The organism is Curtobacterium sp. Leaf261 (genome assembly GCF_001422205.1).
GTDB lineage: Bacteria > Actinomycetota > Actinomycetes > Actinomycetales > Microbacteriaceae > Curtobacterium.
The window spans coordinates 215618-230486 of sequence record NZ_LMMJ01000009.1; the positions used below are offsets into that span (position 1 = coordinate 215618).

13 protein-coding genes and 1 tRNA gene are annotated in these 14869 nt (G+C 69.2%); 7 read left to right on the top strand and 7 right to left on the bottom strand.

Annotated features, from left to right (window positions below):
* Positions 1-366 precede the first annotated feature (366 nt).
* Positions 367-2373, top strand: coding sequence for an acetate--CoA ligase (acs, locus tag ASF23_RS12095; RefSeq protein WP_055953773.1), 2007 nt, complete (start codon positions 367-369; stop codon positions 2371-2373).
* A 108-nt stretch (positions 2374-2481) separates the two neighbouring features.
* Here the strand turns inward: acs and ASF23_RS12100 are convergent, their stop codons facing one another.
* Positions 2482-2943: a RidA family protein gene (locus ASF23_RS12100; RefSeq protein ID WP_055953776.1), complete on the bottom strand. Its 462-nt coding sequence runs from the start codon at positions 2941-2943 to the stop codon at positions 2482-2484.
* Positions 2940-3098, bottom strand: a complete 159-nt coding sequence (locus tag ASF23_RS18705) for a hypothetical protein (protein WP_200919351.1) — start codon at positions 3096-3098, stop codon at positions 2940-2942. The genes ASF23_RS12100 and ASF23_RS18705 overlap by 4 nt, the downstream gene beginning before the upstream one ends.
* Before the next feature lie 50 nt (positions 3099-3148).
* On the opposite strand from ASF23_RS18705, the gene ASF23_RS12105 reads away from it, so the two are divergent.
* From ASF23_RS12105 to ASF23_RS12130, 6 genes are all read left to right on the top strand, one after another.
* A complete protein-coding gene (locus ASF23_RS12105) occupies positions 3149-5698 on the top strand; it encodes a transglycosylase domain-containing protein (RefSeq protein WP_055953779.1) in 2550 nt (849 codons plus the stop codon).
* A complete protein-coding gene (locus tag ASF23_RS12110; RefSeq protein WP_055953782.1) occupies positions 5695-6651 on the top strand; it encodes a metallophosphoesterase in 957 nt (318 codons plus the stop codon). The genes ASF23_RS12105 and ASF23_RS12110 overlap by 4 nt, the downstream gene beginning before the upstream one ends.
* A 99-nt stretch (positions 6652-6750) precedes the next feature.
* A tRNA-Pro gene (locus tag ASF23_RS12115) sits at positions 6751-6824 on the top strand.
* A gap of 280 nt (positions 6825-7104) precedes the next feature.
* Positions 7105-7629, top strand: coding sequence for a hypothetical protein (locus ASF23_RS12120; protein WP_156364487.1), 525 nt, complete (start codon positions 7105-7107; stop codon positions 7627-7629).
* 98 nt (positions 7630-7727) lie between these two features.
* On the top strand, positions 7728-8753 hold the full coding sequence (locus tag ASF23_RS12125; RefSeq protein ID WP_055953789.1) for a sensor histidine kinase: 1026 nt from the start codon (positions 7728-7730) through the stop codon (positions 8751-8753).
* Positions 8750-9376, top strand: a complete 627-nt coding sequence (locus ASF23_RS12130; RefSeq protein WP_082474103.1) for a response regulator transcription factor — start codon at positions 8750-8752, stop codon at positions 9374-9376. Before ASF23_RS12125 ends, ASF23_RS12130 begins: the two co-directional genes overlap by 4 nt.
* A 169-nt stretch (positions 9377-9545) precedes the next feature.
* Here the strand turns inward: ASF23_RS12130 and ASF23_RS12135 are convergent, their stop codons facing one another.
* From ASF23_RS12135 to ASF23_RS12155, 5 genes are all read right to left on the bottom strand, one after another.
* Complete coding sequence (locus ASF23_RS12135) at positions 9546-10172, bottom strand: thymidine kinase (protein WP_055953794.1); 627 nt, start codon at positions 10170-10172, stop codon at positions 9546-9548.
* Positions 10172-11011, bottom strand: a complete 840-nt coding sequence (locus tag ASF23_RS12140) for a DNA-binding response regulator (RefSeq protein ID WP_235510880.1) — start codon at positions 11009-11011, stop codon at positions 10172-10174. The genes ASF23_RS12135 and ASF23_RS12140 overlap by 1 nt, the downstream gene beginning before the upstream one ends.
* Positions 10998-12227, bottom strand: coding sequence for a hypothetical protein (locus tag ASF23_RS12145; RefSeq protein ID WP_156364488.1), 1230 nt, complete (start codon positions 12225-12227; stop codon positions 10998-11000). Before ASF23_RS12145 ends, ASF23_RS12140 begins: the two co-directional genes overlap by 14 nt.
* The gene (locus ASF23_RS12150; protein ID WP_156364489.1) at positions 12224-13507 is read right to left on the bottom strand and encodes an ATP-binding protein; all 1284 of its coding nucleotides are present in this window, start codon (positions 13505-13507) and stop codon (positions 12224-12226) included. Before ASF23_RS12150 ends, ASF23_RS12145 begins: the two co-directional genes overlap by 4 nt.
* A gap of 179 nt (positions 13508-13686) precedes the next feature.
* Entirely contained in the window at positions 13687-14829 is a 1143-nt protein-coding gene (locus ASF23_RS12155; protein ID WP_082474104.1) for an Rv2578c family radical SAM protein, read from the bottom strand.
* Positions 14830-14869: the final 40 nt, after the last annotated feature.

Consider the following 14869-nt stretch of genomic DNA (forward strand, 5'->3'; position numbering starts at 1 on the left):
CGGACAGCCGCGGGGATGAGCCCGGAAACGAGACGATCGTCCCGACAACGAGAAAGGGCGGCACCTGTTGGGGGGAACGGGTGCCGCCACGGCAACGGAGGATTGGGGGGAATCCGGTCCGCTGCCGCCGGAACAAGTCCGGCATGGTCAAGTGTACCCCATGTGTCGCCCGCAGATCACGTGCGGGAGACAATTCATCGCATGTGACATGCACGGCACACATCACCGGCGTCGCACCGCCAGACGTCATCCGGCACGCGAGCGCGGTAATGTCCGACACGACCGCCGACCTGATCGCGGACGCCACCGGAGCGGTGTGGCGCCCGTGGACGACGGCGGCAACCGCAACGACGCGAGAGGACGCTGATGACCACACCCACCGAAGCGCACGCACGACCCGGCCGGTCCGACGCCAGCGGGTCCACCGCACCGTCCGGCGACGGGAGCGTCGACGGCGGGCGGACGAGCTACCCGCCGTCGGCGGCGTTCGTCGCCGGTGCGGTCGCGCACGAGGACCTGCACCACGCGGCCGAGGCCGACCGCCTGCAGTTCTGGGCCGACCAGTCCCGCGAGCTGCTCGACTGGCGGACGCCCTTCACCCGGACGCTCGACTTCGACGACGCACCGTTCGCGAAGTGGTTCGACGACGGCACGCTGAACGTCGCCGAGAACTGCCTCGACCGTCACGTGCGGAACGGCCTCGGCGACCGGGTCGCCATCCACTTCGAGGGTGAGCCGGGCGACACACGGACGATCACCTACGCGGAGCTCACCGCCGACGTGCAGCGTGCCGCGAACATGCTCAGCGATCTCGGCGTCGTCGCCGGCGACCGGGTCGTCGTCTACATGCCGCTCATCCCCGAGGCCGTCGTCGCGATGCTCGCGGTCGCCCGGCTCGGCGCCATCCACTCCGTCGTCTTCGGCGGTTTCAGCGCCGAGAGCCTCCGTGCCCGCATCGAGGACGCCGGCGCGAAGCTCGTCGTGACGGCGGACGGCGGCTGGCGGAAGGGCGCGGTCGCCCCGCTGAAGCCCGCCGTCGACGAGGCGCTCGAGGGCGAGGGCACCGACAGCATCGAGCACGTGCTGGTCGTCCGGCGCGGTGGCAACGACGTCACCTGGAACGAGCGCGACCTCTGGTGGCATGACGAGATGGCGAAGGCCGCCCCCGAGCACGAGGCCCGGGCCTTCCCGTCCGAGCAACCCCTCTTCATCCTCTACACCTCGGGCACGACCGGGAAGCCGAAGGGGATCGTGCACACCTCGGGCGGCTACCTGACCCAGGCCGCGTTCACCCACCGGAACGTGTTCGACATGCACCCGGAGACCGACGTGTACTGGTGCACGGCCGACATCGGCTGGATCACCGGGCACAGCTACGTGGTCTACGGCCCGCTGGCGAACGGCGTCACGCAGGTCCTCTACGAGGGCACGCCGGACGTCCCTGAGCCCGGCCGCTGGTGGGACCTCGTCGACAAGTACGGCGTGACGGTGCTCTACACGGCGCCGACCGCGGTCCGCTCGGCGATGAAGGCCGGCCGCCAGATCCCGGACGCCCGCGATCTGTCGTCCCTGCGACTGCTCGGGTCGGTCGGCGAACCGATCAACCCCGAGGCGTGGCACTGGTTCCGCCAGGTGATCGGTCACGACCGCACCCCGGTGGTCGACACGTGGTGGCAGACCGAGACCGGTGCGATCATGGTGTCCGCGCTCCCCGGGGTCACACAGCTCAAGCCGGGGGCCGCGCAGTGTCCGATCCCCGGGATCCTCGCCGAGGTCGTTGACGAGGACGGCAACCGGGTCGAACCGGGAGCGAGCGGGCTGCTCACGATCGCGGAGCCGTGGCCGTCCATGGCCCGCGGCATCTGGCACGATCCGGACCGCTTCATCGAGACCTACTGGTCGAAGTTCCCCGGCCGGTACTTCGCCGGCGACGGTGCACGGCTGGACGGCGAGGGCGACATCTGGCTCCTCGGACGGGTCGACGACGTCATGAACGTCTCCGGACACCGGCTCTCGACCGCGGAGATCGAGTCAGCACTCGTCGAGCACGACGGGGTCGCGGAGGCCGCGGTCGTCGGTGCCGACGACAAGACGACCGGGCAGGCGATCGTCGCCTTCGTCATCCTCACCGCAGCCGCGGCGGACGGTGTCGACCGCGCTGCGGTGAGCGAGGAGCTCCGCCAGTTCGTCGGGCAGCGCATCGGCGCGATCGCCAGGCCCCGGCAGGTGGTCATCGTGCCGGAGCTGCCGAAGACCCGCTCCGGCAAGATCATGCGGCGCCTGCTCCGCGACGCCGCAGAGGGCCGGACGGTCGGCGACACCACGACGCTCGCCGACGGCGGCATCATGGCCCAGATAACGGAACTGATGTGATCACGGAACTGATGTAGGTCGGCTCGGCTCCGGAACGAGCCACACAACGGACTGGAGGGACGGTGCCAACTGGCACCGTCCCTCCAGTCCGTCATCCGGTGACGCTGGTCAGTCCGTGATCTCGACCACGATCTCGACCTCGACCGGGGCGTCGAGCGGCAGGGCCGCGACGCCCACGGCGCTCCGCGCGTGGACTCCGGCGTCGCCGAAGACCTGGCCGAGGAGCTCGGAGGCTCCGTTGACGACCCCGGGCTGCCCGGTGAACGACGGATCGGACGCGACGAACCCGGTGACCTTGACGATCCGGGCGACGCGGTCGAGTGACCCGACGACCGACTGCACGGCGGCGATGGCGTTCAACGCGCACTGCCGCGCCTGGGCCTGTGCGACGGCGGCGTCGACCGTTCCGCCGACCTTGCCGGTCACCGGGAGAGCGCCGTCGACGAAGGGCAGCTGACCCGACGTGAACACGTGGTGCCCGGAGATCACCGCGGGGACGTAGCTGGCGACGGGCGCCGCGACCTCCGGGACCGTGATCCCGAGTTCGGTCAGGCGGTCCGCGACACTCACGCCTCGGCCTTCGGGCGCTTGAGGTAGGCGACGAGTCCGCCCTCGGGGCCCTGGATCACCTGCACGAGCTCCCACCCCTCATCACCGAAGTTGTTGAGGATCGCGGTGGTGTTGTGGATGATCAGCGGGGTGGTGAGGTACTCCCAGCGAGGCATGCGGCTCCTTGTCAGCTCGACAGTCGGTCGAATCATTTAGGCTGCATCCTATGTCTGCCCAGAAGACGAAGCCCGTCTCCGCCGTTGGTGCCTTCATCGGCTTCGTCGGCTTCAGCGCGCTCGCCGGTCTGCTCGTGACGATCGGGGTCACTCCCGCGATCGCCGTCGCCGGAGTCACCACCACCTCCACCATCGGCGTGTTCGAGTCACTCCCCGAGTACATCGAGATCGGTGACCTGCCGCAGCGCAACGAGCTCTTCGCGTACCAGGGCGGTCAGCCCGTGCAGTTCGCGACGGTCTACGACCAGAACCGTCAGGAACTCACGTTCGACCAGATCTCGCCGATGCTCAAGGACGCCGCCATCGACGGCGAGGACCGCCGGTTCTACGAGCACGGCGGTGTCGACGTCCCGTCCCTCGTCCGCGCCGGACTCGGCAGTGTCGCCGGTGGTGGCCTCGGTGACTCCGGTGGAGCCTCGACGCTGACGATGCAACTCGTCCGCAACATCAAGATGCAGCAGGCCCTCGAGAAGCCGACCAAGGAAGAACAGGTCAAGGCGTACAACGACGCCGTCGAGCAGACCATCCCCCGGAAGCTCGAGGAGATGAAGCTCGCGATCGGCCTCGCGAAGAAGTACACCAAGAAGCAGATCCTCACGGCGTACCTGAACATCGCGTTCTTCGGGGACAACACCTACGGCGTGCAGGCGGCAGCGCAGCACTACTACGGCAAGGACGCCACGAACCTCGATGCGAAGGAGGCGGCGTCGATCCTCGCGATCGTGCAGTCGCCCAACACGCGGAACCTCTCCGACGCCAAGTACTACGACGCCAACAAGGGTCGCCGCGACGTCATCCTCAAGGCGATGTACGCCGAGAAGCACATCGACAAGCCGACGCTCGACGCCGCGCTTGCGACGAACCCCGGGGACTACGTGCACCTGACCCCGGCCACCGAGGGGTGTCAGGCCGCCGCCGGCAACGGGTCGCAGTTCTTCTGCGACTACGCGGTCAAGATCGTCAAGGAGATGGACCAGCTCGGGTCCACGGACAAGGAGCGCGCGGCCGCCTGGCGGACCGGCGGGTACAAGATCCAGACCACGCTCGACCTCGACCTGAACGGCGCGCAGAAGGACATCCTCAACCGGTACGACCGGAACACCGAGACGCGGCTGTCGCTCGGCGCGGTCGCCGACTCGCTCGAGTCCTCGACCGGGCGCATCCTGACGATGGCGCAGAACAAGGACTACGACCAGTCGCAGACCTCGCCGCCCACGTCGACGTCGATCAACTACAGCGTCGACAGCAAGTACGGCGGCGGTATCGGGTTCCAGACCGGATCGACCTACAAGCTGTTCACCCTGCTCGACTGGCTCGAGAACGGGCACGGCCTGAACGAGGTCGTGAACGGCACACCACACGCGCAGACCATCTGGAAGCACTGCGGTGAGACCTATCGCGGGAACTGGGCTCCGAAGAACGACTCCATCGGGGAACGCGGTAACTTCTCCGTGATCAACGCGACGGCAGAGTCCGTCAATGCGGCGTTCGCCTCGATGGCCGCCAAGCTCGACCTGTGTGACATCCGCGACAACGCCAAGAAGCTCGGTGTCCACGTCGCACGCGGAACGCAGGAGCTCGACTCCTACCCGTCGTCGGTCCTCGGGACCAACAACATCGCGCCCATGACGATGGCAGCTGCATACGCGACGGTCGCGAACAACGGCATCTATTGCAAGCCGATCGCGATCGACAACATCACCGACGCAGACGGCAAGTCGCTCGGGGGTCAGACCAAGGAATGCAACCAGGTCATCGACCCGACGGTGGCCCAGTCCGCCGTGTACGCACTGAAGCGGACGATCACGGGCGGAACCGCAGTCGGCGCGCAGACGGCCGACGGGATGCAGATGTTCGGCAAGACCGGCACGACCGACAACGCGGACCAGATCTGGCTCGTCGGCGGTACTTCCCGCGTCACGACCGCGTACTGGCAGGGCAACACCGACGGCAAGCTGCTGAACCTCCGTCACTACTCGAACGGCGTCACCAACACCTACGCCGGTGCTCGGGCGAATGTCTTCAAGCAGCTCCAGGCGCCGTTGAACTCGCAGTACCCGGCGGGTCCGTTCACCAACCCGTCGTCCTCCGCGATCAACGGGAACACTGTGGCCGTCCCCAACGTCGCCGGGAAGACCACGGCCGAGGCCCAGGCTGCCCTGGCGGCTGCCGGCTTCCGGTTCGTCGACGGCGGCACGCAGGCCGGCGGCGGCACCGCCGGCACGGTCTCGTCGACATCGCCCGCCAGCGGATCGCTCCTGTCGAAGGGCTCGAGCGTCACGGTGTACACCACCGACGGCTCGCAGTCGTCGGTGCCCAACGTGGCTGGACAGACCGTCAAGGACGCGGCGAAGTCGCTCAACGGAGCCGGGTTCGCGTCGGTGCAGCTGAGCGGGCAGTTCCAGAAGGGGGCGAACGGCCAGGCCTGCAAGGTGGTCTCGACCGATCCCGCCGCGGGGACCGCCACCGCGAAGAGCAGCACGGTGACGATCACCGCGTACGGCACCCCTGACGGCAAGGACCCGGGGAACTGTTCGTGAGCCAGGGCCGTGGCGGCGGTGCCCTCGGCGTCATCGCCGCGGGCGCTCTGCTCGGGGCGGGGGCAGCAGCATGGGGAACCATCGTCGAGCGACGACGCTTCTCACTGCGGTGGGAGACGGTCCCGGTGCTCCCGCCTGGATCGCGCGATCTGACGGTCCTGCACCTGTCCGACATCCACATGGCACCGTGGCAGTCGGACAAGCAGCAGTGGCTGCGTGACCTGAGCCTCGTCGAGCCCGACTTCATCGTCAATACCGGCGACAACCTGGGGCATGCCACAGCGAACGCGGCGGTCGAGTACGCGCTCGAGCCGTTCCGGGGCATCCCCGGTGCGTTCGTGTACGGCTCGAATGACTACTACGGGCCCTCTCCGCGCAACCCGCTGAAGTACTTCGGCGGACCGAGTTCCATGCACGGTGTGCAGCAGGTCGACCTCGACATCGAGCGGCAGACCGCGTACTTCGAGTCGCTCGGCTGGCTCGACCTCAACGACCATGCCCGTGCCGTCGAGGTCAAGGGATCACGCCTGGAGCTCTTCGGGACCTCGGACGCACACCGCGGCTGGGATCGACTGGACCTGCTGCCGAACCACGTCGACGAGCTGCGCGAAGAAGTGCCGTGGAACGACGAGCCCGGCCCCGACCCCGTCTCCATCGGTGTCACGCACGCGCCGTACCAGCGGGTGCTCAACGCCTTCGTGTCGCAGGGTGCCGACGTGATCTTTGCCGGCCACACCCACGGCGGCCAGGTGGCCGTCCCCGGCTACGGCGCACTCGTCACGAACTGCGACCTCCCCCGCGAGTATGCGAGCGGCCTGCACCGCTGGCAGAACCGGACGCACTGGTCCTGGCTCAACGTCTCCGCGGGAATCGGCACGTCGATCTACTCCCCCGTGCGCTTCGCGTGCCGTCCCGAGGCGGTCGTCGTGACGCTCACCGCCCGAACCGCGTAGCGACGGCGCGACTCGCCCGGGCGGGTGCGCGATGGTGCGGAGCACCCGTTTGCATCGGGTAGACTTCCATGGTTGCTTCGATTCGAAGTGACCACACCGCGGGGTGTGGCGCAGCTTGGTAGCGCGCGTCGTTCGGGACGACGAGGTCGCAGGTTCAAATCCTGTCACCCCGACAGCAGGCCCTGAACTCCCCTGGAGTTCAGGGCCTTCCTGATTGACCCGGGCCTTCCGGGTTGGCCGGGATGGTGTACGCCTTCGGGCACATTCATTCCGAGCAACGGCATCCGCTCTGCATCGAGGCGCTAGCGTTCCGAGCACTGTGCAGACCAACTCAGAACACCATCGCAGTCGGAGCACGCCCCCGCGCATGGAAGCCGTCAGTCTCAGGCCCACCGCGCTGCCACCGGGGGCGGTCGCCGCAGCGAGCCCATCCGAGCGACGGTGGCAGGCTCGATGAACACCGTCGCGCGGGTGATCGCGTCCATCGCCGTGCCGATCCTGCCCGTGGCCATGGTGATCATCGAATTCCTCGCCTGGATTCGTTTCGGTGACTGGCTGACGCGCAATGCTCCCGCGTCGTTCGTGCCGTACATGTTGTACGGATCAGGCTGCGCTGTAGGCATTCTCGCGTTCGGCCTGATCGCCTTGTGGGCGCGCCCTCGGGTCGGCGACATCTCACGCGATTACGGCCTCATCATCGGATGGTCCATCCTCGCGATGCTCGTTCTCGTCAGCCTGTCCACCGGTTTCCTGCCGGGCCACGCGCCTTGGGAGGGTGATCTCGCTCTGAGGGCGATCGAGGTGCTCCTGGGCCTCCACATCTGGTTCGGCTGCTCCATGACTGCGTTCACGATCGCTCTGCGACCGCGGCGGGTTCAGCGGCGCAAACCGCTGATGGTGTCGTGTGCAGTGGCACCGCTGGTCGTGCTCATCCCCCTCGCCATCCTCGATGATCGCCTGAACTGGCCTTGGTGCTAGCGCTGCCGCGGACGGCTCCCGCTGGGCTGGTAGAGCGGCTGGGGAGGGTGCGTCTCGATGGGCGGCGCCGGTCGCGAGTGCGCTACGGTCGTGGAGCAATGCAGAACATCACATCCGCAGCCGACCTCCTCCCGCAACTGATCGACGCGCTCGAGCCCGACGCCCTCCACCCCGACCTGATCGAGAGCCTGGCCGAGAACGTCCGCTCGATGATCGAGGAAGCGCACGCTCGCTGGACGACGGGCGATCTGCGCGCGTGGACGTCAGACACCGAGCTGGCGGAGACCCACCTCGCGACCGGGGCCCTGCACGCTGAGCACCTGCAGCATCCCGCCGATGCGCTCATCGCCGCCGAGATGCTGTTCGACGCCTACCTCCCGGTGTTCATCGACGAGGTCGGAGCGTCCACGACGAGCGAGGTGATCCGCGCCACCAAAGCCCTGCACGCGGGGATCTGGAGTCGTTTCCCGGCGGGTGCCGTCGCGTACACCGCGGCGCTCCGCAGCCGTGTGACGACCGCGAACCTCGACTCGCGGACCCAGATCGCGCGGGACCTGCACGATCGGATCGCGCCGGGCGTGCTCGCAGGCATCCAGCGCGTGGACCTGGCCCTCGTCACGGACCCCACGCCCCTCGAGCTGAAGCTGCTCCTGCAGGAGACGACGGACCTGCTGCGCACGGCCATGCGTGATCTGCAGAGCGTCGCAGTCTCGCTGCACGCACGGGTCGGCGACCAGACGATCGACGTCGCGGTCGCCCGTTCCGCACGAGACCTGTTCCCGACCGACGAGCGGATCTGCGTGCGCACGCACGGGACGCCCGAGCCGATCGCCCCCTGGCGTGCCGAGGAAGCGTTGACCATCGTCCTCGAGGCACTCGTCAACTGCCACAAGCACGCCCCGGGAGCCCCCGTCGTCGTGGAGTTCCGGTGGTGCGGCAAGGATCTCGTCATCACGGTCTCGGACGAGGGGCCAGGCTTCGACACGCGATCAGCCGCCACGGGCCGACTCGGTCAGCACACGATGCGCGAACGAGCGGACCTCATCGGTGGCGCGCTCGACATCGAGAGCGCTCCGGGCGCAGGGACTGTGGTCAGGCTGGCCATACCGCGGGACCACGGATGAACGACCCCACTCGTGGACTCGTCCACGTGGCGCTCGTGGACGACCATCGACTCTTCCGAGAGGGGCTCGCGACGCTCCTCTCGACGGTCCCCACGATGCGTGTCGTCGCGCACGCCGCACGGCCGAGCGACGTCCTGGACTCCCCCGAGGCCCGCGCGATCGACGTGCTGCTCCTGGACGTCGAGCTCGACGGTCCGCCGGCTCGCACGACGATCGCCGCCCTCCGGCGAACCCATCCGGCGATCGCGGTCGTGATCCTCACCATGCACCGCGATGCCGTGCTCCAGCGATCACTCCTCGAAGCCGGGGCGAGGGACTTCCTGACGAAGGACACCCCGTTCCAGGAGCTCTGCGCGCGGATCGCTGCGGCCGCAGACCCGCGGTCGTCTCCCCCGTCGCTCAGGTCCGCCCCACCGGGAGCCGCACGCACGACACTCAGCCCGCGCGAACAAGAGGTGCTCCGGCTTGTCGCCGCGGCCCTGACGAACACCGAGATTGCGGCCGAACTGCACATCGCCCCCGGCACCGCGAAACGACACGTGTTCAACATCTTCCGGAAGCTCGACGTCTCGTCCCGGATCGCGGCCGTCGACAGCGCACGTCGCCTCGGCATCCTGCGCTGACGCGCACCGACGGACTGGAGGGACGGTGCGGGGCCGGACCGCGCCTCCCGTCCGGACTGCGGAGCCGGCCACGCGACGGACTTGAGGGACGGTGCGGTGCCGGACCGCGCCTCCCGTCCGCAACGCCGTAGCGGCGCCGCAGCAGCACCGCAGCGGCGCTGCGCGCCCCTCAGGACCCGTCGAGGGTCCCGCCGGACTCGGTGAGGTAGCAGACCGCACAGAGCGACTCGTAGGTGACGGCGGCGCCGTCGATCGCGACCTGCGAACCGTCGAAGACGAACACGCCGTCGACCTTCCGCGCGTTGAAGACCGCCTTGCGACCGCAGCGGCAGATGGTCTTGAGCTCCTCGAGCGAGTGCGCGACCTCGAGGAGGCGTCGGCTGCCCGGGAACGCCTCCGTCCGGAAGTCCGTGCGGATGCCGTACGCGAGCACCGGGACGTCGTCGAGGACGGCGATGCGGAGGAGGTCGTCGACCTGCCGGGGTGTCAGGAACTGCGCCTCGTCGACCAGCACGCAGCTGACACGCCGCGACATGCCGTCGAGCTCAGTACGTTCCGGATCGGTGGGAGCGGCAGCCGAGACCGCGGCACGGACGTCGTCCCCCGGGGTGAACACCAGGTCGACGTCGCGGGTGACACCGAGCCGCGAGACGATCGACCGGTCCCCCTTCGTGTCGACCGACGGCTTGGCGAGCAGGACCCGCTGGCCGCGTTCCTCGTAGTTGAAGGCGGCCTGCAGGAGCGCCGTGCTCTTGCCGCTGTTCATCGCCCCGTAGCGGAAGTACAGCTTCGCCACTACTGCAGGTACCCGTCCTCGGCAGCCCGTCGGATCAGGTCGCTCTTCTTGGATGCCGGACGACCGACCTTGCCGTACTTCTCCCGCACGCGACGGAGGTAGGTCTTGGCCGTCTCGTACTGCACGTTCATCTGGGCGGCGACCTCGTTGGTCGAGAACCCGGAGACGTAGAGCCGGAGGGCTTCTTCCTCGCCGTGGCTCAACTTCGGGCGCTGGTGACCAGCCGCACCGGTCGGGAGCGGACGCCAGTCGCGCTGCGGCGCGGACTCGCGGGCGACACCCATGACCTCGCGCGCGACGTCCATCACCTCGCGCATAGGCAGCGACTTCGAGAGGAACGCGGCAGCACCGGCCTGCACGGCACGGTCGCGCGACTCGCGGGTGTCGACGCTCGAGAGCACGATCACCTTGGCTCCGGCGGCGCGACAGGTGCGGACGCGGGCCTCGATCGACACCGGCTCCTTGAGCTGGAAGTCGAGGAACACGAGGTCGGTCGGGAAGCTGTCGCTGTGCACCATCTCGACCCAGGTATGTGCCGTGAGCGCCAGGTCGAAGTCGTACGCGTTGACCGCGATCCAGCTCGACAGGCTGTCCAGGAGCACCTCGTGGTCGTCGAGGATGGCGAGGCGGACGCGGCGGGTCTGGCCGTTCGCGTCGGTCGGGCCGTTCGCGTCGGTCGTCCTGTTCGCGTCGGTCGTCCTGTTCGCGTCGGTCGGGCCGTTCTGTGCGCCGAGACTCGCCGAGGGTGTCGCCCCAGCGTCCGGCGAGATCCGACGGTCGGCGCCGGCGAACCCCGCGGGGCCACCGTTCGTCAGCCTGTTCGGGTCAGTGCTGGTCATAAGAGAACCTTAGTGCGAGCGACGACGGACGCACCGCGACGTCGAGGTCGGGGAACGTCACCCGGAGGACGGCGAGGTAGGCGTCGAAGCTCCGGTGGATGCCGACGTCAGAGTCGGCCACGGACATCTGCACGTCGAAGCAGGTCCGGGACGGGTCCTCGGCGTGCGGCTCGACCAGCAGCCGGACCCCGGCGGGATCGACGGCCGGTGCGGCCAGCGCGGCACGCAGGAACGTCCGGACGACGGTGCGCTGATCGACGTCCATGCCGCGGATCGCACCGTCCGGGTCCGTCACGACGGTGCGCTCCCCGCCATCCGCCAGGACCGCCTGTTCGAGCCAGGTCCGGTCGGCGTCGGCGACCATCACCCGACGGATCCCGTCCGAGATCTGCCTCGCGCGCTCGCGGTCAGCGTCACCGATCGACTCGCGCGTCCGGAGCTCCTCGAAGAACGGGGCGACGTCGCGGGTGAGGATCGTCACCCGGTCCTGCTGCACGCTCCGCGCGATGCCGTCGCGGTCCGCGCGCTCGACCGAGTACGACCCGGCGCGGATCTGCACCCGTTCGGCGAGGCGGACGAACGTCGCGGCGTACACGGTCGCGGCGGTGGTGAGCACCACGGTGGGCGCGCTCGCGAGCAGCACGACGACCGCCACGGGGACCGACGTCGGGAAGGCGGCGGCGGCGATGCCCCAGACGACACCGTTCACGACGGCGAACGCGATCCCGGCGAGCAGCACCTCGCGCCACGGTCGGTACGGGCCGAGCACGAGTACCCCCACGGCCGTGACCAGCGCCATGAAGTCGTTCTGGGCATTCGTGTCCGGGCCCCACTGCGCGGCGACGCTCGTGACGGTCGCGAGTCCGAGGAGCACGACGAACGACACGGCTGCAGGGCGCGAGAAGGGCGCACGGAACGGGCTCGTGCTGAACGCCACGACCCCCGCGGCGGCGGCCACGAGGAGCACCGTCATGGCACTCATCGTCGGGCTCCCACCCACGTCGCGCGAGAACACCGACACGAGGATCGCCCAGAGCACCGAGCCGAAGACCGCGAGGGCCACCAGGGACCGAACACCCTGCGCGCCGAGCGGGTCGTACTGCTGTGCGGCGCGCTGTGGCGTCCGCCGCGCGCCGCGCTGTGCTGTGCCGGGCCCGGTGTCGAACCGCCGTGCGCCCGGACGGTCCGGACCGCCTCGTCGAGGGGCTGCGCTCACGACGCCCGCTCCAGGCGGCCGACCTCCGGCACGTCGGCCGGTGTCGTCGGGAACGGCACGGTCATCATCACGCTCGTCCCCGTGCCGGGCGAGGACCACACCTGGACGCTGCCGCCGACACGCTCGACGCGCTGGCGGACCGAGTTCTTGAGTCCGAGACGGTCCGCGGCGGTGGCGGACTCCTCGAACCCGCGGCCGTCGTCGACCACCATGACGGTGCACGTCGATTCGTCGTCGAAGACACTCACCTCGGCGCAGTCCGTCTCGGCGTGCTTCTGCACGTTCGCCAGGCACTGCGCCACTGCCCGTGCGAGTGCCGTGCCCGTCTCCGGGTCGAGCCGCGCGATCGCCGACGTGTTCCCGGTCAGATCGACGTCGAACTCGGCCGATCGTGCCGCCTCCACCACCGCCGTCAGTGCATCGCCGCCGCATGATGCAGCCGCGGGACCGTCCGGGATCGAACGGTCGGCACCGGCGAAGCCGGCCCCCGTGGACGAACCGCGTGGGCTGGTGTCGGCACCCGGGACGAGCCATTCGCGGCTGACGAGCATCGACACGTCGGCGTCGACGGCGCGCGCCAGGTGGTCGTCCATCGGGCCGGACGGTGCGACCGCGATCGCGTTCAGGTGGTTGAGCACGGTGTCATGCAGGATCGCTGCTGCCTCGAGTTCCATCCGCTGGCGGTACGCGGCGACGTGCTCTTCACGGGCAGACCGGAGGAACTCGGGCTGGATGCGTTGCAGCCGTGCCGTGACCCGGGTACCGAATCCCACGATCCCGATCACGAGCACCATCGTGAGCCAGGCGAGCACGGCAGGCTCGACCCGGCCTCCGACGAGCTCCGCACCGATCACGGTGGCCACTCGACCGACCGCGAACCCGACGACCGACCACGCGATCACCCTGCCCGGCCGGGCCCCGGCGCCGCCGACGAGCACGAGCGGGATGATCGCGAGGGACACCAGGTAGGACACGACGTAGTCGGCGTCCCCGAGCTGGGATTCGACGACCGCCGCGAACCACACGGCAGACACGCCCCCGACGAGCAGGAACGCCGCCGCCGAACGCCAGGTGCCGAACCGGGCGTGCACGCCCATCATGACGGCAGTCGGCACGAGCGCGAGCAGGCCGGGAACGACGTGCACCGACGGCATGGCCAGGCCGTAGACGACCAGGAGGCCGGCGGAGACCGCGAGCGAGGCCACCGCAGCAGCGTGGAAGGAGCGGATCAGCGACCACGCGTTCACCCGCGGCGCGAGATGCGTGGGAATGCCGAGCACCTGGACCGCCCTTCCGCGAAACTCGCAACGACGTCCGCCATTCAACCACCGCGACACTGAACGTGTACCCCGAAGCCCGCTTCGATGCGGTGCCGAGACGACCTCGGCGGGCGCATCTCGTCCTGGTTGTCCCCCGAATCCGGTTCGAAGCACCGCCTGAGGCTCACCACGGCAGTACGTCAGAAGAGCGGTGCCAGGAGCGGCTCCTTCTCTGCCGTGGGCGCCGCGGGCATGCGACGCGCCGTCCGGAGCGGGTCGGCACGCTGCAGCGGCGACGCGGTCCCCGGGATCGCACCCTCGCGCCCCGCGATGCGTCCCTGTGCCACCGCACCGTCACCGCGGAAGCCCATCGATCCGGTGGCGGGATCGACCCGACCGATCTCGAGCCGGTGCTCGCGCAGGATCGGGGCGATGCGGTCCGCGAGCCACCGCCGGTAGTCCTTCGGGGCGTAGGCGTTGTCGAGGTACATCTGTCGGTAGCGGGGCACGAGATCGGGGTTCGTCCGACCGAGCCACTCCATGAACCACGGCTTCACCCCGGGCCGCAGGTGCAGCGCCGAGTACATCACGCTCGTCGCCCCGGCGGCGGCCGACTGCTCGATCGCGCGCGTCAGGTGGGCTCGGGTGTCCGTGATGTACGGCACGATCGGCATGAGGAACACCGAGCAGTCGAGCCCGGCGTCGCGGACAGCCCTGACCGTGGCCAGTCGCGCTGCGGTGGTCGGGGTCCCCGGTTCGACGGACTGCTGCAGCGCGTCGTCATACACCGCGATCGACATCGCCAGGTCGACCGGCACCCGTTCCGCGGCCGATGCGAGCAGGGGGATGTCCCGCCGGAGCAGCGTGCCCTTGGTCAGGATGCTGAACGGGGTGCCCGAGTCCGCCAACGCCTCGATGATGCCCGGCATGAGGCGGTACCTGCCCTCGGCCCGTTGGTAGGGATCGGTGTTCGTGCCGAGCGCCACCGGGTGTCGGTCCCAGCCGGGCCTCGCGAGTTCGCGCCGCAGCACGTCCGCCACGTTGGTCTTCACGACGATCTGCTGGTCGAAGTCCGCGCCGGCGTCGAACTCGAGGTACGTGTGCGTCGGCCGCGCGAAGCAGTACACGCACGCATGACTGCAGCCCCGGTACGGGTTGATCGTCACCCCGTAGAGGTCGTTCGCCGCCCCGACCCGGTTGAGCGCCGACTTCGCGAGGACCTCGTGGAACGTGACCCCGGCGAACTCCGGGGTCGTGACGCTCCGCACGAACCCCGCGTTCGACGACAACCCGGGCAGCATGGCGTCGTCGTCGGCATCGAGTGCCTGCTTGTTCCATCGCATGAGCCCATTCGAACATGTGTTCGAACGATGGTCAAGCACC